Here is a 21,069-nt window from a genome sequence, read left to right as displayed (position 1 = left end):
TTCGTGCGGTTCACTTCCCTTTTCCCTTGCCACTCTCCTTGCCCTTGCCGGAATTGTCGGGCTTGGACTTGCCGGACGTCTGCCCGCCCCCGCTCTTCGCGGCGGGCTTCGCGGGCGCCTTGGCCGGCGGCTTGGCGGGCGGCCTGGTCGTCGGCGGCGCGGTGGTCGGCACTGAGCCGGCGACGCCGGACACCTGCACGCCGCAGGTGCTCTCCCCGACCTTGAACTCCACCGGCAGCGGGTTGCCCCCGGTGTAGCTGCCGGTCAACGAGACCTTCTTCGAGGCGCCCGGAGCCAACGCGGCGTCGGTGGCCGGCGCCTGGAGCAGCACCGTCTTGCCCTGCTGGCGTACCGCCGGCTGGGCCGCGCTGACCGTCTGCCGGCCGGGGAAGGTGAAGCTCATGGTCCAGTCGCGCAGCTCGCGGGTGCCGGTGTTGGTGAGGGTCAGGTCCGCGGTGAAGTCCTTGCCGGAGTCGCGGCGCAGCACGTAGTCGACGGCGCACGGGATCGGCTCTGGCGCACCCATCCGGGCCTCGGTCGGCTCCACCCCGCCGCTGGCCGGGCTCTTGGAGGTGACACCCCACAGGGTCGCGGTGACCGCGATCAGACCGGCGGCGGCCACCCCGGCCTCCACCTTGCGCCGGGTCGCGGACCGGCGGGTACGGGTGCGGACGGCCGAGAAGGGCAGCGCGTCGGTGCCCGTGGACCAGGGCAGGATCGTGGTGCCCGCGTTCTCCATCAGCGCCGGGTCGAACTGGCCGAGCGCCGGGGAGACCGGCACGATCGCCGCGATCCCGGCGGCCTCGGCGAGCGTACGGGCCACCTCGGCGGTGGCGGGGCGGTCCTCCGGGCGCTTGGCCAGGCAGCGCCGGACCAGCTCGGCGACCTCGTCGGGGAGGCCCACCACCGGGGGCATCGGGTCCGGGTCGTTGTACATGTGGGCGCGGAGCATCTGGGTGGTGGTGCTGGCCTGCCAGGGCAGCCGGCCGGTGAGCATCCGGTAGAGCAGCAGGCCGACCGCGTAGACGTCGGTGGCCGGGGAGACCTGGCCGTTGTCCAGCCGCTCCGGGGCCAGGTAGGCGGGCGTGCCGAGCAGCGCCCCGTCCGGGCCCTTCTCGCTCTCCCCCACCAGCGCCGAGATGCCGAAGTCGACGACCTTCACGCCGGTCGAGGTGAGCATGACGTTGCCGGGGGTCACGTCCCGGTGCACCACGCCCCGGGCGTGCGCGGCGGCCAGCGCGGACGCCACCTCCGCGCCGATCGTCACCGCCTCCCGCCAGGGCAGCTGCCCGCCCCGGCCGAGCCGGCTGCTCAGCGGCCCGCCGTCGACCAGCTCCATCACCACGTACGGGACGGTCAGCCCGACCTGCACGGACTCGCCGTAGTCGTACACGTTGGTGATGTTGGGGTGGCAGAGCCGCGCGGCGGCCTGCGCCTCGATCCGGATTCGGTGCCGGAACGCCTTGTCGCTCGCCAGCCGCGAGGCGAGCACCTTGATCGCCACCTGCCGGCCGAGCACCTCGTCGTAGCCGCGCCAGACGACCGACATGCCCCCCGCGCCGAGCTGCTCGACCAGCCGGTACCGCTCACCGAGCAGTTGCGCGCCGTTCCTGACCGCTGCACCCATGGTGGGTCCAGTTGCCCGAGGTTGACCCTCGTACACCTGGTGGGTCGAAATCGGTCAGCGAAGTCACCCGTTCAGGCGGTCGCCAGGAGCTGGTCCACCGGCGCGTAGTCGTCGGTGAGCACCATCGCGTCCCCCACGAACGCGGCCACCTTCGCCTCGTCCAGCAGCGTCGCCGGCTCCGGCAGCAGCCGCAGCCGGGCCGGGATCCCGGCCAGCGGCAGCGGCGCGTCCGAGGCCACGATCACGAAGTTCGCGCCGTGCTGCCCGGCGATCGCGCCGGGCGGGGCGATCAGCGCGACGTGGCGGAACTCGGCCGCGACGGTGGCCAGCTCGGCCCGGATGAACCGGTCCGGCGGGTAGTCGATGACGTTCTGCACGTAGATCCCGTCCGGGCGGAGCACCCGGCGGATGTCGGCGGCCATCTCGCGGGTGGCCAGGTGCCAGGGCACCACCAGGTGCCCGAAGGCGTCGCCCACGATGAAGTCGCGGCTGTCGCTGGGCTCGGCGCCGAGCAGCACCCGCGCGTCCCCCACCCGGGCGCGCAGCTGCGGCCCGGTGCGCACGCCCAGCTCCCGCCGGTCCAGCTCGACCAGGCCGCCGTCGATCTCGAAGACCAGGTTGTCGCTGCCCGGCCGGGTCGCCGCCAGGTAGCGCGGCATGGTGAAGCCGCCGCCGCCCAGGTGCAGCGCGTCCATCCGCTGCGTCGCCGGCCGGGCCAGGTCCGCGACCAGGCCGATCCACTGGGTGTACGCGTACTTCAGGTGGGTCGGGTCGGCCAGGTTCACGTACGAGTGCTCGGCGGAGTTGAGGTAGAGCGTCCGCCCCTCGGTCCACTGCTCGTCCACCTCGACGCGGGCGCAGTGGTAGGCCGTCTCGACGTCGCACGGGTTCGGAGCGACCGCGGAGAGGCCGGCCCCGGCCAGGCCGAGCACCGCCAGGGCGGCCTTGGCCCGGGTGGGACCGGGCAGCGCCGTCCCCGACCCCCGGCGCAGGTACGCCCCGAGCGCCAGCCCGGTCACCCCCAGCACACCGGCCAGCGCCAGCACGATCACCGTGCTCGGCAGCGCCGCCACCAGCACGAAGCCGGTCACGAGGGTGGCCGTGATGCCGCCCAGGGTGCCGATGCCGGAGAGCCGGCCGACCACCTGCCCGGTGCGGCGCAGGTCGGCGAGCTGGAGCTTCACCACCAGCGGGGTGACTCCGGCCAGCAACGCCGCCGGCAGCAGCACCGCCAGCGCGGTCAGGAGCAGCACCGCGCTCGCCGCGCCGCCGCGCAGCGCCTCACCGGCGTACCGGACCACCGGCAGGGTGACCGCGGTGGCGATCCCGGCCAGCACCAGGGCCGGGGCGAGCAGGGTGCGGGGGTCCCGCCGGTCGGCCAGCCACCCGCCCATCCACGCCCCGTACGCGATGGCGGCCAGCGCCATGCCGATCACCGAGCTGGTCACCTGGAGGGTCACCCCGACGTACGGGCCGACCAGGCGGAGCGAGACCGTCTCCAGCACCAGCACCGCCCCGCTGGAGAGGAAGACCAGGAACGCGGCGAGCCCGTTCGGCAGGGCCCGCGGCGGGACCGGCGCGCGCGGCGCCGGCTCCGCGACGACGTCGGACGATGTGCTGCTCACCGTGGCGATGCTACGCAGCGTTCCCGGCGGAGCAGGTCAATACATCGAGATGTGAACATGGTTTGTGTGGTCCGCGGCGGGGCTGCCGCCCCCGCTGTACGCCCGCCAGCCGGTGTTCGGCATCCAGATCTGGCGATACCAGATGACGTACATGATGCCCAGCCGGCTCGCGTTGTTCTTCGCCCAGCTGGCGAGGCTGTCCCCGTACGCCTTGTCGCCCCCGGTGGCCGAGACGTCCTCGAAGCCGCCGGTGGCGGCCGCGAAATCGCAGGCGCGACCCTTCGGGTGCTCGCCGCCGCCACCGCTGCGGTGGCAGGAGGCGTAGCGCTTGTAGCCGGCCGCCTTGGCCTGCTCGAGCATGTGCAGGGTGCGCGGGGTGATGCAGCCGTCGGCCGGCGTCGGGTCGTTCACCGAGCAGGACTCCGACGGCCACGAGCCGTCCGGGTTGCGCGGCGCCGGCTTGGCCGAGGACGAGCCGCCGCTGAAGCCGGAGCCGGCCCCGGAGCTGACCTTGGCGAGCGCGACCTCGGCGTCCCGCTTCTTCTTGGCCAGCACGGCGAGCTGCTTCTGCTGCTCCCGGACCTCGGTGTCGATGGCAACCTTTGCCTCGGCGGCCTGGGCCTTCGCCTCGTTGAGATCGTGCAGGCGCTTGCTGTCCCGCTGCGCCATCATGTCCAGCTCGGCCGCCCGCTGGAGGAACGCGTCCGGGTCGGAGCTGGCCAGCAGCATCGACACCGGGGTCAGCCGGCCCAGCCGGTAGGACTGCGCGGCCACCTCGCCCACCTGCGCGGACAGCTCGACCAGGCGTACCTCGGTCTGCTTGAGCTGGCCGGCCAGCGCGACCTGCCGGCGCTTGGAGTTGTCGAGCCGGTTCTTGGCCTCGATGTGGCCCTTCGCCGCCGCCTCCAGGGCCGCCCGGAGCTGCTTGCTGCCGCCCTCGTCGGGGGCGTTCGGGGTGGGCGCGGCGGCGGCCGCCCCGGCGGGGGCGGGACCGGCGCCCAGCAGCAGGGCCGTCGCGGCGAGCAGAGCGAGCAACGACCGGCGGACCCGCCGGCGGGTGAGCCTGGTCCTGGGCACGTAGAGGTCCTTCCGTCGACCGCCGGCCCCCCGAGTCGACCTTGCGCGGCGGCGGCTCCACCGGCCCCGGGCGGCGGCCTGCTGGCGGAGACCGCCGGTCACGATACCGGACCACACGCCCCGCGCCATGCCCCCGACCTCGGGCGACGCGGATCGTCGACGCACCGTGCCGGGGCCGTCGCGGACCGCTCGCTCAGCCGCCCAGCAGGGCGTCTCTGACCTCGTCCCAGATCTCCTCGCTGACCGCGACCAGCAGGCCCTTGCCCTCGTCGGCGGGGTGGTAGTCGGTCCCGTCGAACCGGCGGGCCACGCCGCCCGCCGCCCGCACGAGCAGCGTGCCCGGGGCATGGTCCCAGGGCAGGGTGCGCCAGAAGAGCACGAACTGCTGCGTGCCGGTGAGCATGTCGAGGTATTCCCGGCCGGCGCAGTGCTGACCGGGCAGCAGCTCGCCGAGCCGCCGGCCGCCGGCCTCCACCCTGCGCCGGAGGTCCGGGGGCAGGAAGCGGGTCGTCGCGGTGCCGCGCAGCGCGCCCACCGCCGGCTCCGGCCCGGCCGTGCGCACCCGCGTGCCGTCCAGCCAGGTGCCCTCGCCCGCCCGGCAGGTGGCCATCGTGCCGTCCAGCGGGTCGTAGACCCAGGAGGCGACCGGCTCCCCGTCGGTCAGCAGCGCCACCATCAGGGCGAACGGGCGCCGGCCGGCGGCGAAGTTGGAGGTGCCGTCCACCGGGTCGACCAGCCACACGTCGCCGGCACCGCGCAGGTGCCGCAGCAGGGCCGGGTCCTCGGCGACCGCCTCCTCACCGACCACCACCGAGTCGGGGCGGAGCCGCCGCAGCCCGGCGGAGATCAGCGCCTCGGCCTTCCGGTCCGCGACGGTGACCACCTCGCCGGGTGCCTTCTCGGAGATGTCGGCGTCGTCGAGGCGGCGGAACAGCGGCACCACGACGTCGGCCGCGGCCTCCCGCAGCAGCGCGCCGACCTCGTCCAGCAGCGGGTCAGCCACGCGGCGGCAGCTTGACCACGCTGACGAAGAACTCGTCGATCTGGCGGACCACCGAGATGAAGCGCTCGAAGTCCACCGGCTTGGTCACGTAGGCGTTGGCGTGCAGCTGGTAGCTGCGCAGGATGTCCTCGTCGGCCTGGGAGGTGGTGAGCACCACGACCGGGATCCGGCAGAGCTGCTCGTCCTTCTTGATCTCCTCCAGCACCTCCCGGCCGTCCCGGCGGGGCAGGTTGAGGTCGAGCAGGACCAGGTCCGGGGTGATCGCGTCCGCGTACTGGCCCTCGCGGCGCAGGTAGGCCAGCGCCTCGGCGCCGTCCGAGACGACCGTGAGGCGGTTGCGGAGCTTGTGCTCCTCGAAGGCCTCCTGGGTCATCAGCACGTCGCCCGGGTCGTCCTCGACGAGCAGGACCTCGATCGGGCTCTTGCCGTCCGCCGGCGCGGTCATCCCACCGTCTCCTTCATGCCACCCGTTGTACCGTCTCGGGCCGCCCCCTCGGGCGTGTCTTCCCGTGCCGTGCCGTCCGGCTGCCGGGCCATGCTCACCGCGGCGTCCTCGGCGCCGTCCCCGGTCGCCGTCCCGTCCCCGGTCGACTCCTCGTCCGCGGCCGGCTCCGCCGCCCGCGCCGCCTCCACGTCCTCGGGCAGGGCGGGGAGGGTGAACCGGATCGTGGTGCCCTCCGCGGTGTCGGTGTCCACCCAGACCCGGCCGCCGTGGTACTCCACGATCTTCTTGACGATGGCCAGCCCGATGCCGGTGCCCGGGTAGGCGTCCTTGGCGTGCAGCCGCTGGAAGATCACGAAGATCTTGTCGGCGAACTCCGGCTCGATCCCGATGCCGTTGTCCCGGCAGCTGATCTCCCACTCGTCGTCGACCAGCCGGGCGGAGACGTGCACCCTCGGCGGCACGTCGGGCCGGCGGAACTTGATCGAGTTGCTGACCAGGTTGGCCAGCAGGTTGGTCAGCAGCGGCTCCTCGCCGCGGATCACCGGCAGCCGGTCCCAGGTCAACTCGGCGTCGGCGTACTGCCGGGCCGCCTCGGTCTGCCCGGCCACGTCGCCCATCACCTTGTTCAGGTCGACCTCGGTGAAGCCGGTGGTGAGCCGGCCGATCCGGGAGAACGCGAGCAGGTCGTTGATCAGCCGCTGCATCCGCTGCGCGCCGTCCACCGCGAACGCGATGTACTGGTCGGCCCGCTCGTCGAGCTGACCGGAGTAGCGCCGCTGGAGGAGCTGGCAGAAGCTGGCCACCTTGCGCAGCGGCTCCTGGAGGTCGTGCGAGGCGACGTACGCGAACTGCTCCAGGTCACGGTTGGAGCGGGTGAGCTCCTCGGCCTGCTTCTGGAGCTGGCTGTTGACCCACTCGATGCGCTCCCGGGCCTCGCGGACCTCGTCCAGCTCCCGGGCGATCTTCTGCCGCATGAGGTCGATGTCGTCGGCGAGCAGGCGGAACTCCGGCGGGCCGGAGCCCTCGATGTGGTGCCGGTAGTCGCCCGAGGCGACCTCGCGCACCTGGGTGACGAGGCCGGCCAGCGGCCGGATCAGGATCCGGTCCAGCGAGAGCAGCAGAACCGCGCCGGCCACCGCCACCACCAGGGCCGCGATGATCAGGAGCACCACCAGCACGTTGCTGGTCGCGTTGACCTTGTCGGCGGTCTGCTGCCGGACCTCGAGGATCTCACCCTGCAGCGCGTCCACCGCGGACCGGATGCCTTCGAACTGCTGCCGGGTCTCGTCGGTGATCAGCGCCCGGCCGGCGGACGGGCCGCTGCGCTCGGTCGTGGTGATCACGGGCTCGGCGACGGTGGCCCGCCACCGCGCCGCCCGCTGCTCGACGACATCCACCTCGCGCAGCACGTCCGGGTAGTCGACGGCCAGCTTCCGCATCTCCGCGACGGTGTCCTGCTCCCGCCGCAGACCCTCCTGGTAGGGCTCCAGGTCGTTGCGGTCGGCGTTCACCGCGTAGCCGCGGACGGCGGTCTCCTGGTCGAGCAGGGCGCTCATCAGCTCCTGCGCCTGGACCCGCAACGGGCCGGTCTTGAGCAGCACCGCGTCGATGTTCTGCCGGTTCTTGGCGGCGAGGGTGGCCTCGGCCGCGGCCAGCGCGAGCAGCAGCACCAGCACCACGCCGAGCAGCGCGCCGACCCGCCGCCGCAGGGTCCACCCCTGCTGGTACGCCTTCACAGAACAATCTCCGTTCGCGACTGCGCGGCCCGCAAAAGCGGCTCACACCTCGCGCTCACCGGCCGGCGCCCCGGGTGAGCAGCAGCATGGCGACGTCGTCGGCGAGCGGGCCGCCGTTGAGCTGCTCGGCCCGGCCGACCAGCCAGGCGGGCAGCTCGGCCAGGGGCACGGCGCGGTTGGCCGGGTCGGCGAGCAGGTCGGTCAGCCCCGGCACGTCCAGCCGGTCGTCACCGGTGCCCACCCGACCCTCGATGAGGCCGTCGGTGTACATCAGCAGGGACCAGTCATCGGTGTCGAACTCCAGGTCGAAGGCAACGGGCCGGCGCGGCCGTACGCCGAGCAGCAGACCGCCGCGCGCCGGCACCGGGGCGACCTTACCCCCGCTGAGCAGCAACGGCGGCGGATGACCGGCGAGTCGCACGGTGGCCCGGTTGGCCGCCAGGTCGAGCCGGGTGGTGGCCACCGTGGCGAAGATCTCCTGGAGCCGGCGCTCGCTCATCAGCACCTGCTCCAGCGCCGGCAGCACCTCCTCGTCCGGCACCCCGGCCAGGACCAGGGCCCGCCAGGCGACCCGCAGCTCGACGCCGAGGGCGGCCTCGTCCACGCCGTGGCCGCAGACGTCGCCGACGATCAGGTCGATCCGGTCCGGCCGGGTCTGCACCACGTCGTAGAAGTCGCCGCCGATCAGCGCGGCGTGCCGGCCCGGGCGGTAGAAGGTGTGCACCGACACCTGGTCGGTGGTCATCAGCGGCTGGGGCAGCAGGCCGCGCTCCAGGCGCGCCGACTCGGCCTGGCGCAGCTCCACCTCGCGCAGCCGGCGGGCGTTCTCGTCGGCCCGCTTGCGCTCCACCGCGTAGCGCAGCGCCCGGGTCAGCAGGACCCCGTCAACCTGCCCCTTGACCAGGTAGTCCTGTGCGCCCTCGGCGACCGCGACGATGCCCAGGTGCTCGTCGGAGCGGCCGGTGAGCACGCAGACCGCCGATCCGCTGGCCATCTCCAGCACCTGGCGCAGCCCGTCCAGGCCCTGCGCGTCGGGCAGGCCCAGGTCGAGCAGGACGCAGTCGACCCCCATCACCCGCTGCCGCGCCTCGCTGAGACTGGTGGCGACCAGCAGGTCGATCATCGAGTTGGTCTCGGCGAGCAGCTCGCCGACCAGGAAGGCGTCGCCCTCGTCGTCCTCGACCAGCAGGACCCGCAGCCGCTCGCCGGGCGGCACGCTGCCGTAGTGCCCGAGCCCCGCCTGCGGCACCACGGGGGCACCGGCCAGACCGGCCCCCCGGTGCGGCCGGGTCACCGCCGCGAGACGCGGGAGTTCGCTGGTGATGTCGGGCTCCTTCCGAGTGCCCCGCTGATCCTGTATCAGACAACGGTCGCACACAACACGAGCGGAGTCGGGGCGGGCAGACCCACCTAACGGACAGCGGCACGGCCGACGCTCGATGTTACGCCGCGACCGGCGTCCGGCCCGGATCACACCGGCCGGAGGGAGTGCCGCCGCAGGCCGCACGGGTGCAGGATGATGCCCAACCCGAAGCACCCCGAGGAGTCACCGTGGGCGTACCCCCCACCCGCCCCGCCGACCGCGCGCCGGCCCGGCCGCCGGGCGTACCGCCCACCCGACCGGCCGACCGGGCGCTGGCCCGGCCCCGCCGGCGGCTGCTCGCCGCGCTCGCCGCGCTGGCCGCGTTGCTCGCGGTGGGCGCCGGCGTCCTGGTCGACCTGGCCACCCCGGCGCCGCGCCCCGCCGACGCACCCGCGGACGCGTTCAGCGCCGAGCGGGCGTACCAGAATGTCAAGGTCATCGCGGCGCGGCCGCACGTGGCCGGCAGCGCCGCCAACGACCAGGTCCGGGAGCACGTCGTGGGCGTGCTGCGCGGGCTGGGCCTGGAGACCGAGGTGCAGGACACCGTGGCCCCGGAGGCCGGGCAGCTCAGCGGGGCGGCCGGCGGCGCGACCCTGGCCCGGGTCCGCAACGTGGTGGCCCGGCTGCCCGGCACCGACCCCACCGGGCGGGTCTTCCTGGTGGCCCACTACGACTCGGTGCAGTCCGGGCCGGGCGGCAACGACGACGCCGCCGGCACGTCCACCATCCTGGAGGTGGCCCGGGCGCTGGCCGCCGGCCCGCGTCCCCGCAACGACGTGGTCCTCGTGCTCACCGACGCGGAGGAGGCCTGCCTCTGCGGCGCCGCCGGCTTCGCCGCCGACCACCCGCTGGCCGCCGACGGCGGCGTGGTGCTCAACCTGGAGGCGCGCGGCTCCACCGGTCCGGTGATCATGTTCGAGACGTCCCGGAACAACGCGAAGCTGGTGGAGGCCTTCGGCCGGGCCGCCCCGCACCCGGTGGGCACCTCGTTCGCGGTGGAGATCTACCGGGCGCTGCCCAACGACACCGACTTCACCGCCTTCCTCGACCACCGGTTCGTCGGGCTGAACTCGGCGTACATCGACGGGGGCGCGGTCTACCACACCCCGCTCGACGTGCCGGCGGCGATGAACCGGGGCAGCCTCCAGATGCACGGCGACAACGCCCTCGGCCTGGCCCGCGAGTTCGGCCGGACCGACCTGCGCGACCTGCGCTCCGGCCACGACGACACCTACTTCCCGGTGCCCGGCAGGCTGGTCCACTACCCCGGGTGGCTGACCCTGCCGCTGGCGCTGGCCGCCCTGGTCGCGGTCGGCGCGCTCAGCTGGCTGCTGCGCCGGCGCGGCCGGGCCACCGCAGGACGGCTCGCGGCCGGCGTCGGACTGACCCTGGTCCCGATCGTCGCCGCCCCGCTGGGCGCGGGGCTGCTCTGGACCGCGATCACGACCATCCGCCCCGGCTACGCCGAGCTGCTCGACCCCTACCGCCCGGTCTGGTACCGGCTCGCCGTGGTGGCGCTCGCCGCCGCGATCCTGTTCGCCTGGTACGCGCTGACCCGCCGTCGGTTCGGCCCGGCCGCCCTGGCCTTCGGCGGGCTGTTCTGGCTGGCCCTGTTCGGGGTGCTGCTCGCCGTGCTGGTGCCCGGTGGGGCGTACCTGACCACCCTGCCCGCCCTGGCCGGCGCGCTCGCCGGCCTGGCGGCGCTGGCCACCCGGCGGGACGGCCCCTGGCCGGTGGTCGCGGTGACCCTGGCCGGCGCGGTGGCCGTGGTGATCCTGCTGCCCACCGTGGTGCTGCTCTTCCCCGCGCTCGGCATGGGCATGGGTGGTGTGGCGGCGCTCTTCGCGGTGCTGCTCGGCCTGGCCGCGCTGCCCGTGGTGGACCTGCTGCACCCGCAGGCCGGCGGCCAGCGGGGCCTGGTGGCGCTCCGGGCCCGCCGGCTCGGCCCGCTGCCGGCCGGCGCCGCCGCGCTCGCCGCCGTGGTGCTCGCCGGGGTCGGCCTGGCCGTGGACCGCTTCGACGCCGCGCACCCCGTGCCGACCCACCTCATGTACGCCCTCGACGCCGGCACCGGCAAGGCGCAGTGGCTCAGCCACGAGGAGGACCCGCAGCCCTGGACCGACGGCTACGTCGACGGCACCGTCTCCGTGGCCGACGACTTCCCGGGGCTGGGTGACGCGGAGCTGCGGGCCGGGCCGGCGCAGGCGGCGAGCCTGCCCGCCCCGAAGCTGGACACCCTCTCCGACACCCGCTCGGGCGACCAGCGGGTGCTGCGCGTCCGGGTGCTGCCCCAGCGACCGGTCCGCCTGCTCTCCCTGCACGTGGACACGTCCACCGCCGAGGTGCGCTCGGCGACGGTGGCCGGGCGGGACGTGCCGGTCAAGGCCCGCGAGGGCCGGTGGGGCTTCGGCGTCGTCTTCCACGCCCCGCCGCCCGAGGGCGTCGAGGTCACCCTGACCCTGGTGCCGAAGGCGGGACAGGTGAACCTGCGCGCGATGGACGCCAGCGACGGGCTGGGCGGGCTGCCCGGGTTCCGGGCCCGGCCCGCGGACGTCGGCGTGGTCGGCTCGCACAGCTCGGAGATGCTGGCGGTGGCCCGCACCTATCCCCTCTAGCGGCCGCGGAAAATTTCTTGGGACGGATGTCGAGGGGAGGCGCCCCAGCTTCTACCCCTGGGTGAAGGACGAGCAAACGACCTGAGGAGCAGCACGATGACGAAGGTGACGACCGGAGCCACCATGTCGCTGGACGGCTACATCGCCGACGCGTCCCACGGTGGCTTCGAACACCTCTTCCAGTGGTACGGCAACGGCGACGTGGAGACGCCGACGGCCAACCCCGACATGACCTTCCGTACGTCGGCGGCGAGTGCGGAACACATTCGCGACCTGATCGAGCGGACCGGTGCGCTCGTCGTCGGCCGGCGGCTGTTCGACATGACCAACGGCTGGGGCGGCCGGCACCCGATGGACGTGCCGGTGGTCGTGGTCACGCACCACGTGCCGGAGGGCTGGGACCGGGAGGGCGACTCGTTCGTGTTCGTCACGGACGGCATCGAGAGCGCGATCGACCGGGCCAGGGCCATCGCCGGCGACAAGGAGGTCGGTGTCAACGGCGGCACCATCGCCACGCAGGTCCTGGAGGCCGGCCTGCTCGACGAGGTCCACGTCGACCTCGTTCCGGTCCTGCTCGGCGACGGCATCCCGCTCTTCGCGAACCTGCGGATCGCGCCCCTCGACCTGGAGGGCCCCACCCGTGTCGTGCAGGGCAACGGGGTCACCCACCTCGCCTACCGGGTCCGCAAGGCGGGCTGACGCTGCGAGCCGCATCCGTCAGCCGGGCCGTCCCCGCAGCGGGCGTCGAGGCCTCCGCCCGGCCATGGCGTCGCTGGTCACCACCCCCGCCAAGATCAGCACGACGAGGGTGGTGACCAGCACCGGGGGCCAGCCGCCCACCAACGGCATCACGGCCAGCAGGATCAGCAGCCAGAGCACCCGGTGCCACGGGGCGGTGCCGATGATCCGGTAGGTGAACAGGATGCGCCCGAGCAAGAGGAGCGCCGGCCCGCCGAGGATCAGGGCGATCCACCGCGCCGGCGTGTCGCCGGTGGGCTGCCTCACGACCAGGTCGAACCCGGCGGCGGTGCCGACGATGCCGGCCAGCATGACCAGGTGGGTGTACGGCGCCAACCGGGTCGCCCGCCGGAGCAGCCGCGGCGCGGTGGTCCGCACGATGGCGCCGGCCCCCAGGACGTAGATCTGCCAGAGCAGCAGCATGGCGGCGAAGGCGCTCAGAAAGGCGACCCACCGGGCGCGGGTGAAGTCGGCGGCGTTGATCTCCAGCGTCGGCACCAGGATGATGTCGCCGAGCGCCAGGATGATGAACTGCTGGTAGCGCTCACCCAGGTGCTCGGTGGTGTTCTCGTACTGCGCGACGGGCACCCGGCCGAGTCCGGGCGTCGGGTAGCGCGCCGCGGACGAGACGTAGTCGATCGCCACCGCCACGGCCCAGAGCGTCCACTGCGGCTCCACCATCGACCCGCCGATCCAGAGGACGCCGGAGACCAGGAACCAAAAGAGGAAGCGCGCGGCCCGTCCCTCGGCCTGGTGTCGTTGCCGGTGCAGCACGCTCACCAGCACCACGCCCCGCACGAGGTGCGGGACCACGTACCCGAGGGCGAAGACCACGGCGTGCGAGTCGACGGCCACCGCCGCCGCCATCACGACGGCACCCAGCGCGGTCACCATCAGGATGGCCTGGATCGGTCGCTGGTCGGGGTCGTAGAAGTCGGTAGTGGTCGAGGTGACCGACCAGGTCCACCAGATCGCCATCAGCATGATCACGACCGGTCCGGCACCGGCCCACGAGTTCCGCTCGGCGATCAGCATCGAGACCAGCGCCAGGGCCGCCACGAAGACGACGTCGAAGAGCAGCTCCAGCAGGGTCGCCCGGGTGGACCCGTTCGGCCGGCGCACCAGCGCCCTGCCGCCTCCGGTCGTCATTGCCCGGCCTCCCGTCGACATCAGGTCGCGGGCGACGCTGCGTCCCCGAGAATTATCGGCCCGCCGCGGCGGCCCGTCCCCGGATCGGCGTTCCCGCCCCACCACCGGGCAGACGTGATGTAACAGGCACCGGGGTCGCTCGCGCCTGTACGGAGGTGAAGTCAAGCCTGCGCGAACGGCACTTCCATGCCTGACCTTTCCTCGATCGCCCGAGAGCGGGCAGCGCTGGCGACCATCGCCGACGCGATCGTCGCGGCGTCGGTCGACAAGGGCCTCCGGATCGAGGTGGCCTGCCCCACGTCCCGCCTCGCCGTGGTCGACCATCTGGCGCAGGCCCTGCACGCCCGAGGCCGCGTCTGCCGCTGCCGACCGGCCGGGCCGAACCCGGGTGAGGCCGGCCACCCGCCCCCGCGGCGGGGCCAGCACGGTTCGGCCGTCGTGATCATCACGGGCGGTCTCGCCACCGGGATCGATCGTGGCGTGCTGTGCGTGGACGTCCGGGTGACCGCCGCCGTCCCCGTCCAGGATGACGGCGTAACCGGCACCGGTTTCCCGGCCGACCGTGATCCGGACATCATCCTCGACTACCAGGATCCGGCCGGGCCGATGATCCGCTACCTGGCGCCCCACCTGTCGGCCGGCGCTCGAGACGGGTGAGCGGGTCTTCTCGCGACACACCGGCCGTCCCATCGCCCAAGGCGGCTATCATCGCGCCATGGCGATTGGTTGCACTCCCGGACCGGCTCCGGCCGTCGCGCTGTTCCGGTCCCTCGGCGACCCGACCCGGCTGGCGATCCTGCGCCGGCTCGCGTCCGGCGAGGCGCGGGTGGTCGATCTGACCGGCGAGTTGGGGTTGGCGCAGTCGACGGTGTCGAGGCACCTGGCGTGTCTTCGGGACTGCGGCCTGATCGACTACCGGGTCGAGGGTCGCCAGTCGCTTTACGCGCTCACCCGGCCGGAGTTGCTGGACCTGCTGCGCTCGGCGGAACAGGTCCTGGCGGCCACGGGTGACGCGGTCGCCCTGTGCCCGGTCTACGGCACCACGGCCGGCTCGCCCGCAAAGGTGGCGGCGTGAGCGTCTCGCTGCTGAGTCCGGAGCGTCGCGCGGTGCTGTCGCGCCGCAGCCTGTGGCTGGCCTACGCCACCGCCGGCTACAACCTGATCGAGGGCGTGGTCGCGATCGCCGCCGGCGCGGCGGCCTCGTCCACGGCGCTGCTCGGTTTCGGCCTGGATTCGCTGGTCGAGGTCTCCAGCGCGGCCGTGGTGATCTGGCAGTTCCGCTCGCGGGTGCCGGAGGACCGGGAGCGGCTGGCGCTGCGCCTGATCGGCGTGTCGTTCTTCGCTCTGGCCGCCTGGGTGACCTTCGACGCCGTGCGCTCACTGCTCGCCGGTGGCGAGGCCGAGCACAGCCCGGTCGGCATCGGCATCGCGGTCGCCTCGCTGATCGTGATGCCGCTGCTCGTACGGGCCAAGCGGCGCACCGGACGGGAACTCGGCTCGGCCACCGTCCTGGCGGACTCCACCCAGACGATGCTCTGCACCTACCTGTCGGCGGTGCTGCTCGTCGGCCTGGTCGTCAACGCCGCCTGGGGCTGGTCATGGGCCGACCCGATCGCCGCGCTCGTCATCGCGGGGGTCGCGGTGAAGGAAGGCCGGGAGGCCTGGCGCGGCGAGCACTGCGACGACTGCGCACCGCTCCCGGCCGCCGACGCGGGGGCCGGCCAGCTCTCCGGCTGCGCGGACGGGTGCTGCACCGACGCCGGATGATCCTGATGGTCCGTGTTCGGGTCCGGCTGGTCGGCCCGGGACATGGCGATCCGGTTGACGAGGACGCCCGACCGGCGAGCGCCCGCACGAGCCGTCAAAGGTCCGCTGGACGTGGCGGGCCGAGGGGCGCCGCACGGTCCAGGCGTTCGGCGGTCTCTCGCATCTCCCTCTGATTCCAGGTGATGGAGCCGTCCTGGAGGCCGGCCACGACACTGTCGATCCAGTGGATTTCCGCCTCGATCATCGTCCGCAGGTATTCGGTCTCCAGCATGGTCACGCGCGGAAGCTCGACGCCGGCCTTCGCCACCAGCGCGTCGCGTTCGGCGAGCCGCTGGAGCAGCCGGTCGCGACGGGTGGCCAGCAGGTCCTGAGTGGCCCGTGGAGAGATCATCGGCAGGAACGAGAGCGCCGCCGGCAGTTCCGGGAACTCGTTGCGCATGGGTAGTGCTTTCCCTTGTAGCGGTGCTCTGTACCGGGATCGTGGTAGTGCCCGTGTCGTGGGCCGTGCGGCGGCAGGCAGAGGCAGAGCGAGGTGAGGCAACGCCGGAGGCGGCCGTGAACGTGTACGTGCTCCAGATGAGCAGCGGAGAGTGGATCGGCCTGTCGCGGGTGCTGGCCGGCAGGCGTCATGACGAGCTGCTGCGGCAGTGGCGTGAGTACCGCGGCGAGATGGAACGCGGCAATGTTCCGTCGAAGCTTGAAGTGGTCGGACTGATCGACGTCGAGGACCAGGCCGACGACCGTGCGGAGGTGACAGCCCAGGTCCATGCGGTCTGGTGGAACGAACAGGTCAACCTCAGCGGGACAGCTCACCCGTGGCGGTTCGAGACTCGGCGGGACGCCGGCGGCTGGCGGGTGTGGGCGGCCGAGCTGCCGCCGTGGTGCGGTGTGCACGTCCGGGCAGACGCCTGCCGTTGAGCGCTATCGGGCGCGACCGGTCCAGCTAGTGAGTCCGCCGGCGGTTGGACTCCTGCCGGATCGCCTCCGTGAGATCGCGCCAGGTGCCGGCCGGGGTCTTCATCATCCGGTCGACCATCGAGCGGGCGGAGGATTCGTCCGGGAAGTCGTACGAGACCTCCTGCCCTCCATCCCCGCCGAGGCGGCCACGGACGCGCCAGAGCCGACCGTCGGAGACCAGCCAGATGTCCCGCCGGGCCATGCGGCCCCACGATCGGTTCCACCAGCGACCACGTATCTCCACGCCCAGGACCCCAATCGAACAGACGTTCGATTAGGGCGCCTACGGCGTGCCTGGCACACAACGTGACCGTAGCCTTACCCGCAAAGGCTCAATGTCCACTTCTCCCGCCTGATGTCGTCCGATCGTCGGATCTAGATCGTCCTCCGGGTCATTAGCCTCGGCACGATTCGCGACAAGGAACGGAGACGCAGTGCAGCAGAAGCTTCAAACCCGTGCGTTCGAGCAGGTGACGCCGATCCTGCAGTCCGGTGAGCAGCCGGTCGTGGCGACGCGAGCCATGGTCGGGAAGTTCTCGGCCGGGCGACTCGGGACGGTCGTCAGTCAGGCGATCAGGCTTGAGGGTGGCGGAGCGTTGTTGGGGGCGGCGCTGGCGTCGACCCGTAAGCAGTTCGTCGTGCTCACCAACCGTCGACTGATCTTCTTGCCGCAGACGTTCCTCGGGGGCCCCGGAAAGAAGGTCCTCGGTGAGGTGCCCCGTGAACACGTTTCGCTGGCCGAGGCCAAGATGGGCGTCGTGAGCCTGCTGCGCCTCGCGTTCGGTACTGCGGGCGACGGCGTCGCTCTCACCTTCCCCCGGGTGGACAAGAAGAACGCCGAGGCGCTCGCGGAAGCCCTGCGGTAGGTTCCGGCCGCCGAATCACCGGGCCGGCTGCCGGTGTGCCTGGTCCCGCATGATGCTTGACGGGGCGTCACAGGATCCTTGACACCGGGTCATGGTCGAATCGTGGCCGTGCTGTGGTGCAAGGGTGATCCTACGAGCCGTGCCGCGGGCGTACTCGGATGTTGTTGCGGTGGCCGTTGAACCTTGGGTCAGGAGGGAGTCACCTTGCCCGCCATCGGGTTTCGTGGGCCCCCGCTGACCAGCTCGTACGAGGCCAGGGCGACGAGGAACGCGGTGAGGAGCCCGAGCGCGGCCAGGGCGGGCAGGCTCCGGGCGGCGGGTAGCAGCAGCAGCACCACGCAGGTGGCGACGATCTGCGCTCGTGGGGTGGACTGGCCGGTGGGACGGAGGAACAGAACTCGGCCGGCGCAGTAGAGGATCACCCCGCCGTACAGCGCGACGGTGGAGGCCCAGTCCAACGGCGGCGTGGTGTGCCAGGGTCGGCCGTGGGCTAGGTGGGCGAGGACTTGCTCGATGCCCAGCGCGGTGTAGATGACACCGGCGATCAGGGGAAAGTGCGCCAGGCTGTACGCGTTGGTGGCTAATCGGCCGCGCTGTGCGCTAGGCACCGTTTCCAGTGCGTGGCCGGCGACGATCGCAGTGTTCTTGAAGTAGAGCCGCCATAGGCACACCGCGTTGGTGAATGCGAGCAACGCTGCCAGCAGGACCGGCCCGCGCGTCACTGCCAACTCGGCCCCGGTTCCCGCCGAGATCAGTGACTCGCCGAGCGCGATGATTAACACCAGGCCGTGCCGTTCGGTGAAGTGGCTGGGGCTGCGCAGTCGCCACCCGCTGAGGGCCGAGGCGATGACGCCGCCGCTGAATTCGATGGCGAATGCACCTGCCCAGAGCAGGGTCTGCGCGGTGCCGTGGAACGTGGCGCCGAGGAGGAGTGGTATGCCGGCGAGGATCGCCGTTGTCGTGTAGAGGCGCAGCGTGGTGCGCAGTTGCCGGTCGCCAGCCGCTACGTGGAAGGTGAGGGCGAGGTGCAGTACTCGTTGCACGATGTAGGCCAAGGCCAGGATCACAGGTGCGTCCACGATTCCGTTGCCGTGCCGCCAGGCGTTCGGTATCACCAGGGCGGTGACGAAGATGGCCGCCATCGCCACGATCGTGCCGGCGGGGACCAGGCCGACGTCGGCGCGGACTAGGTTGCCCAACCAGGTGTAGTTCGTCCAGGCCATCCAGAGCAGCAGCAGGAGGACGAGCCCCTGTGCCATGGTGAGGAACGTGGGCGGCCGCCCCATGAACGAGATGATCCGGGTGAGGGCGAAGACGAACACGAGGTCGAAGAAGATCTCGAACGAGGTAGCCCGGTGCGTCTCCTCGGTCATGATCGGCCGGGACCGGAAGATCTTTTTCATAGCTACATTCTCATTGTTCACCGCCCAAAAAGGCCGGGAGTCGACATGAACCGGGCCAGGACAATGCCGCAGGCGGCGTGACCGGGTGTCGCACGTCAACCGAGGCCGCCGTGTCAACCATCAACCGGCGCAGGACAGGCCGGCTGCCGGCGGTTCAAAGTTTCTGTACGTCTTCAAGGCGGCCCGCAACGGGCCGCACACGCCGCCGCCTGGGCGCGCGCCGGCCGCTGCCGCTGTCGCTCTGCGGCCGTCACGCCTGACGCCCGGCGGCTGGCGCGGACAGCGGGAAAGCCCGGAGGGCCGCCGCAGCGCGATAGAACGTTGACCGGTGAGGAGGTGGGCCGGCAGCCGGCCGGGCCGCGCGGCCACGAGCCCGCGCGGCGCAGGGGAGCGCACGCCGGCCGCGTCGGCGAGCTGGCGGCGGTCGCGGGGTTGCGGTTAGGGCGCCTCCGGCGGGGGCGCTCCGGCTCCAGGATGGCCGGGGGCACCGTCGGCGGGGCACGGTCCGTGGGTGGTTACGGAAGGAACCATCCCGCCTGCCATCGACCCGGGCGAGCCGAGCAGACCACCGCCCGACCCGCCAGCGTCCGTACGGGCGTCAAGGTCCGCTTGACGTGGCGGGCCGGGCGGCGGCCCGCTCCCCAGGAGGGCGGGTCGGCGGCAGACAGTGAGGATGGTGGGGTGGGTCGCCGGGTTGGTCTGACTCACCGGCAGACCGACGGTTGCTGTCCTCATCCCGATTCGTCGGCCGGCTCGGTGGCCCTGGTAGCTGCATGTCACCGGTCAGGCGTCGTGACCTGATAGGAGCCTGTGCGAGAGGCGCCCACCACTGTGTTGTCCGCATCACCTGACCGGTGACGTGTCCACAGATCTCGACCCAGACGAGAGAGGCGGACCTCACCAGCATGGCAGCCAAGAAGCGATCGGTCATCGGCGGTGTCGACACCCACCGCGACACCCACCACGCCGCCGTCATCGACAGCACCGGCAGGCTCCTCGGCGACGCCGAGTTCCCCGCGACCACCGCCGGCTACGCGGATCTGCTGGCCTGGATGCGCTCCTTCGGCCGGGTCACGGCCGTGGGCGTGGAGGGCACCGGCAGCTACGGCGCCGGACTAGCCCGCTACCTGACCAGCAAAAAAGATTGCCATCAGGGAGGTGGACCGGCCGGACCGCCGAGCCCGCCGCGCACAGGGCAAGTCCGACCCGATCGACGCGATCGCCGCCGCCAGGGCAACCCTTGCCGGCACCGCCATGGGCACCCCGAAAACCCGCACCGGACCGGTCGAGGCGATCCGCGCCCTGAGGGTCGCCCGTCGAGGAGCGGTCAAGGCCCGCACCGCCGCCCTGAATCAGATGCGCGGCCTGGTCGCCGCCGCCCCCGAACCCCTGCGAGCCCACCTGACCAGGGCCAGCGCCGCCACGCTGGTCAGCCGCTGCGCTGCCCTGACCTACGACCCGGCCAGACTCCACGAACCGGAGTAGGCCACCGCCGCAGCCCTGGTCGGGCTCGCCCGCCGGGTCACCGCCCTCACCGACGAGATCACCACCCTCGACCGGCAGGTGACACCCATCGTCGCGAAGGCGGCACCCCGCACCATGGCCCTGTTCGGCGTCGGCCCCGACGTCGCCGCGCAGCTGCTGACCACCGCTGGCGACAACCCCGACCGGCTACACTCCGAAGCGGCTCTGGCCCACCTCTGCGGCGCAGCCCCCATCCCCGCGAGCTCCGGACGGGTGCGCCGCCACCGCCTGCACCGAGGAGGCGACCGCGGCGCCAATCACGCCCTGCACACCATCGCGCTATGCCGCATGCGCTACGACCAGCGAACACGCGCCTACGTCCACCGCCGCACCACCGAAGGCCTCAGCAAGCAAGAGATCCTGCGCTGCCTGAAGCGCTACATCGTCCGCGACGTCTACACCGCCCTGGCCGCAGACTTCGCCGCCCTGACCACTTGACCTCCCTCGGAACATCGGGGTGGCTCGGCTCACTCGGCGATGACGACGGTGTATTCGACCGTGGCGCCGCTCTGTTTGCACACGTGCTTGCCGACCTCGACGAAGCCGAGCGATCGGGTCAGGCGCAGACTGCGCTCGTTCCACGACTGCACCACCGCGCGGAGCCGGTGAATGCCGGTCGTGGACCGATAGTGGTCCAAGACAGCGGAGGCGAAGTGCACCCCGTTGCCCTGCCCGACCATGGCCGGATTCATGCCCACGCCTACGTCGAGCACCCCGTCCTCCGGTTTCAGGCCGGGCACCGTCGCCTCAGCCCCGGAGCAGCAGAACCCGACTAACGGACCGCCGTCGGCACCCGCGACCGCAAGGTAGGCCGCGTTGTCACTCATCAACCCGTCTTCCGGCCGCGAGTCGTAGATCCGCCACGGGCCGTCATACCTCCACTGGGCGATCTGCCCCGCGTCCTCGGTCGTGAGCGGACGGACAAGAAGCTGCGCAGGCCATACCTCGGTCATCGGAGCATTCTCACCGATCCGGAGCTGCCCTGGGATGACGGCATCCGCGCTCATCGACACGCCGTGATCGTTCCTTCGCGAAGGATCAAGCTTCGCTGGCGAGGCGGTCGCCAGCAAAGCTAGACATCCATAGGAGTCTCCGATGCCTCTGTCGTGACGCCCGTGCCGTGCGTGAAAATCTGGGGTGGTCGCCCGCCGACGTCGTTGATGCTTGGCATCTT

General features: G+C 72.4%; 18 protein-coding genes and 2 pseudogenes. 8 read left to right on the top strand and 12 right to left on the bottom strand.

The window, feature by feature from the left end:
- Positions 1–10: 10 nt before the first annotated feature.
- The 7 genes and pseudogenes from AB0F68_RS16540 to AB0F68_RS16510 form a co-directional block, all read right to left on the bottom strand.
- Positions 11–1,627, bottom strand: coding sequence for a serine/threonine-protein kinase (locus AB0F68_RS16540; RefSeq protein ID WP_357338457.1), 1,617 nt, complete (start codon positions 1,625–1,627; stop codon positions 11–13).
- Positions 1,628–1,698: 71 nt separating this feature from the next.
- The gene (locus AB0F68_RS16535) at positions 1,699–3,252 is read right to left on the bottom strand and encodes a fused MFS/spermidine synthase (RefSeq protein WP_357338455.1); all 1,554 of its coding nucleotides are present in this window, start codon (positions 3,250–3,252) and stop codon (positions 1,699–1,701) included.
- Between the two features lie 36 nt (positions 3,253–3,288).
- Positions 3,289–4,329, bottom strand: a complete 1,041-nt coding sequence (locus AB0F68_RS16530) for a hypothetical protein (RefSeq protein WP_357338450.1) — start codon at positions 4,327–4,329, stop codon at positions 3,289–3,291.
- Between the two features lie 193 nt (positions 4,330–4,522).
- Positions 4,523–5,332, bottom strand: a complete 810-nt coding sequence (locus tag AB0F68_RS16525; RefSeq protein ID WP_357338448.1) for an inositol monophosphatase family protein — start codon at positions 5,330–5,332, stop codon at positions 4,523–4,525.
- On the bottom strand, positions 5,325–5,777 hold the full coding sequence (locus tag AB0F68_RS16520; protein ID WP_357338445.1) for a response regulator: 453 nt from the start codon (positions 5,775–5,777) through the stop codon (positions 5,325–5,327). The genes AB0F68_RS16525 and AB0F68_RS16520 overlap by 8 nt, the downstream gene beginning before the upstream one ends.
- A pseudogene (locus AB0F68_RS16515) lies at positions 5,774–7,486 on the bottom strand (ATP-binding protein). Before AB0F68_RS16515 ends, AB0F68_RS16520 begins: the two are co-directional and overlap by 4 nt.
- 82 nt (positions 7,487–7,568) lie before the next feature.
- Entirely contained in the window at positions 7,569–8,765 is a 1,197-nt protein-coding gene (locus tag AB0F68_RS16510) for a fused response regulator/phosphatase (protein ID WP_357338443.1), read from the bottom strand.
- A gap of 299 nt (positions 8,766–9,064) precedes the next feature.
- On the opposite strand from AB0F68_RS16510, the gene AB0F68_RS16505 reads away from it, so the two are divergent.
- Positions 9,065–11,491: a M28 family peptidase gene (locus AB0F68_RS16505; RefSeq protein WP_357338437.1), complete on the top strand. Its 2,427-nt coding sequence runs from the start codon at positions 9,065–9,067 to the stop codon at positions 11,489–11,491.
- A gap of 96 nt (positions 11,492–11,587) precedes the next feature.
- The gene (locus AB0F68_RS16500) at positions 11,588–12,190 is read left to right on the top strand and encodes a dihydrofolate reductase family protein (protein ID WP_357338422.1); all 603 of its coding nucleotides are present in this window, start codon (positions 11,588–11,590) and stop codon (positions 12,188–12,190) included.
- 18 nt (positions 12,191–12,208) lie between these two features.
- Here AB0F68_RS16500 and AB0F68_RS16495 read toward each other — a convergent pair whose 3' ends face one another.
- Complete coding sequence (locus AB0F68_RS16495; RefSeq protein WP_357338416.1) at positions 12,209–13,378, bottom strand: low temperature requirement protein A; 1,170 nt, start codon at positions 13,376–13,378, stop codon at positions 12,209–12,211.
- Positions 13,379–13,564: 186 nt separating this feature from the next.
- Here AB0F68_RS16495 and AB0F68_RS16490 point away from each other — a divergent pair, with 186 nt between their 5' ends.
- From AB0F68_RS16490 to AB0F68_RS16480, 3 genes are read left to right on the top strand one after another with little or no spacing between them, the layout of a single operon-like run.
- Entirely contained in the window at positions 13,565–14,035 is a 471-nt protein-coding gene (locus AB0F68_RS16490; protein ID WP_357338414.1) for a hypothetical protein, read from the top strand.
- A 58-nt stretch (positions 14,036–14,093) separates the two neighbouring features.
- The gene (locus AB0F68_RS16485; protein WP_357338412.1) at positions 14,094–14,453 is read left to right on the top strand and encodes a metalloregulator ArsR/SmtB family transcription factor; all 360 of its coding nucleotides are present in this window, start codon (positions 14,094–14,096) and stop codon (positions 14,451–14,453) included.
- The gene (locus AB0F68_RS16480) at positions 14,450–15,145 is read left to right on the top strand and encodes a cation transporter (protein WP_357338409.1); all 696 of its coding nucleotides are present in this window, start codon (positions 14,450–14,452) and stop codon (positions 15,143–15,145) included. Before AB0F68_RS16485 ends, AB0F68_RS16480 begins: the two co-directional genes overlap by 4 nt.
- A gap of 94 nt (positions 15,146–15,239) precedes the next feature.
- On the opposite strand, the gene AB0F68_RS16475 is transcribed toward AB0F68_RS16480, so the two are convergent.
- Positions 15,240–15,584: a hypothetical protein gene (locus AB0F68_RS16475; RefSeq protein ID WP_357338407.1), complete on the bottom strand. Its 345-nt coding sequence runs from the start codon at positions 15,582–15,584 to the stop codon at positions 15,240–15,242.
- A gap of 122 nt (positions 15,585–15,706) precedes the next feature.
- On the opposite strand from AB0F68_RS16475, the gene AB0F68_RS16470 reads away from it, so the two are divergent.
- Positions 15,707–16,063 carry a hypothetical protein gene (locus AB0F68_RS16470; protein ID WP_357338405.1) on the top strand — a complete coding sequence of 119 codons (357 nt, stop codon included), beginning with the start codon at positions 15,707–15,709 and terminating at the stop codon, positions 16,061–16,063.
- A gap of 25 nt (positions 16,064–16,088) precedes the next feature.
- Here AB0F68_RS16470 and AB0F68_RS16465 read toward each other — a convergent pair whose 3' ends face one another.
- Positions 16,089–16,304 carry a hypothetical protein gene (locus AB0F68_RS16465; RefSeq protein ID WP_357338403.1) on the bottom strand — a complete coding sequence of 72 codons (216 nt, stop codon included), beginning with the start codon at positions 16,302–16,304 and terminating at the stop codon, positions 16,089–16,091.
- Between the two features lie 232 nt (positions 16,305–16,536).
- Here AB0F68_RS16465 and AB0F68_RS16460 point away from each other — a divergent pair, with 232 nt between their 5' ends.
- Positions 16,537–16,968: a hypothetical protein gene (locus AB0F68_RS16460; protein ID WP_357338401.1), complete on the top strand. Its 432-nt coding sequence runs from the start codon at positions 16,537–16,539 to the stop codon at positions 16,966–16,968.
- A 188-nt stretch (positions 16,969–17,156) separates the two neighbouring features.
- Here AB0F68_RS16460 and AB0F68_RS16455 read toward each other — a convergent pair whose 3' ends face one another.
- The gene (locus tag AB0F68_RS16455; protein WP_357338399.1) at positions 17,157–18,371 is read right to left on the bottom strand and encodes a low temperature requirement protein A; all 1,215 of its coding nucleotides are present in this window, start codon (positions 18,369–18,371) and stop codon (positions 17,157–17,159) included.
- 905 nt (positions 18,372–19,276) lie between these two features.
- On the opposite strand from AB0F68_RS16455, the pseudogene AB0F68_RS16450 reads away from it, so the two are divergent.
- A pseudogene (locus tag AB0F68_RS16450) lies at positions 19,277–20,333 on the top strand (IS110 family transposase).
- A gap of 29 nt (positions 20,334–20,362) precedes the next feature.
- On the opposite strand, the gene AB0F68_RS16445 reads toward AB0F68_RS16450, so the two are convergent.
- A partial coding sequence (locus tag AB0F68_RS16445; protein ID WP_357338396.1) for a GNAT family N-acetyltransferase occupies positions 20,363–21,069 on the bottom strand: 707 nt, incomplete at its 5' end.

The sequence above is a fragment of the Micromonospora sp. NPDC023966 genome (assembly GCF_040639095.1).
Classification (GTDB): Bacteria; Actinomycetota; Actinomycetes; order Mycobacteriales; family Micromonosporaceae; genus Micromonospora.
The sequence above is the reverse complement of the archived record's forward strand: the minus strand, read 5'-3'. Positions and strand labels throughout refer to the sequence as shown.

Coding starts and splice junctions, on each gene's coding strand:
- AB0F68_RS16540 (WP_357338457.1), bottom strand. CDS start 1,627: ATGGGTGCAGCGGTCAGGAACGGCGCGCAACTGCTCGGTGAGCGGTAC.
- AB0F68_RS16520 (WP_357338445.1), bottom strand. CDS start 5,777: ATGACCGCGCCGGCGGACGGCAAGAGCCCGATCGAGGTCCTGCTCGTC.
- AB0F68_RS16500 (WP_357338422.1), top strand. CDS start 11,588: ATGACGAAGGTGACGACCGGAGCCACCATGTCGCTGGACGGCTACATC.
- AB0F68_RS16495 (WP_357338416.1), bottom strand. CDS start 13,378: ATGACGACCGGAGGCGGCAGGGCGCTGGTGCGCCGGCCGAACGGGTCC.
- AB0F68_RS16490 (WP_357338414.1), top strand. CDS start 13,565: ATGCCTGACCTTTCCTCGATCGCCCGAGAGCGGGCAGCGCTGGCGACC.
- AB0F68_RS16485 (WP_357338412.1), top strand. CDS start 14,094: ATGGCGATTGGTTGCACTCCCGGACCGGCTCCGGCCGTCGCGCTGTTC.
- AB0F68_RS16475 (WP_357338407.1), bottom strand. CDS start 15,584: ATGCGCAACGAGTTCCCGGAACTGCCGGCGGCGCTCTCGTTCCTGCCG.
- AB0F68_RS16465 (WP_357338403.1), bottom strand. CDS start 16,304: ATGGCCCGGCGGGACATCTGGCTGGTCTCCGACGGTCGGCTCTGGCGC.
- AB0F68_RS16455 (WP_357338399.1), bottom strand. CDS start 18,371: ATGAAAAAGATCTTCCGGTCCCGGCCGATCATGACCGAGGAGACGCAC.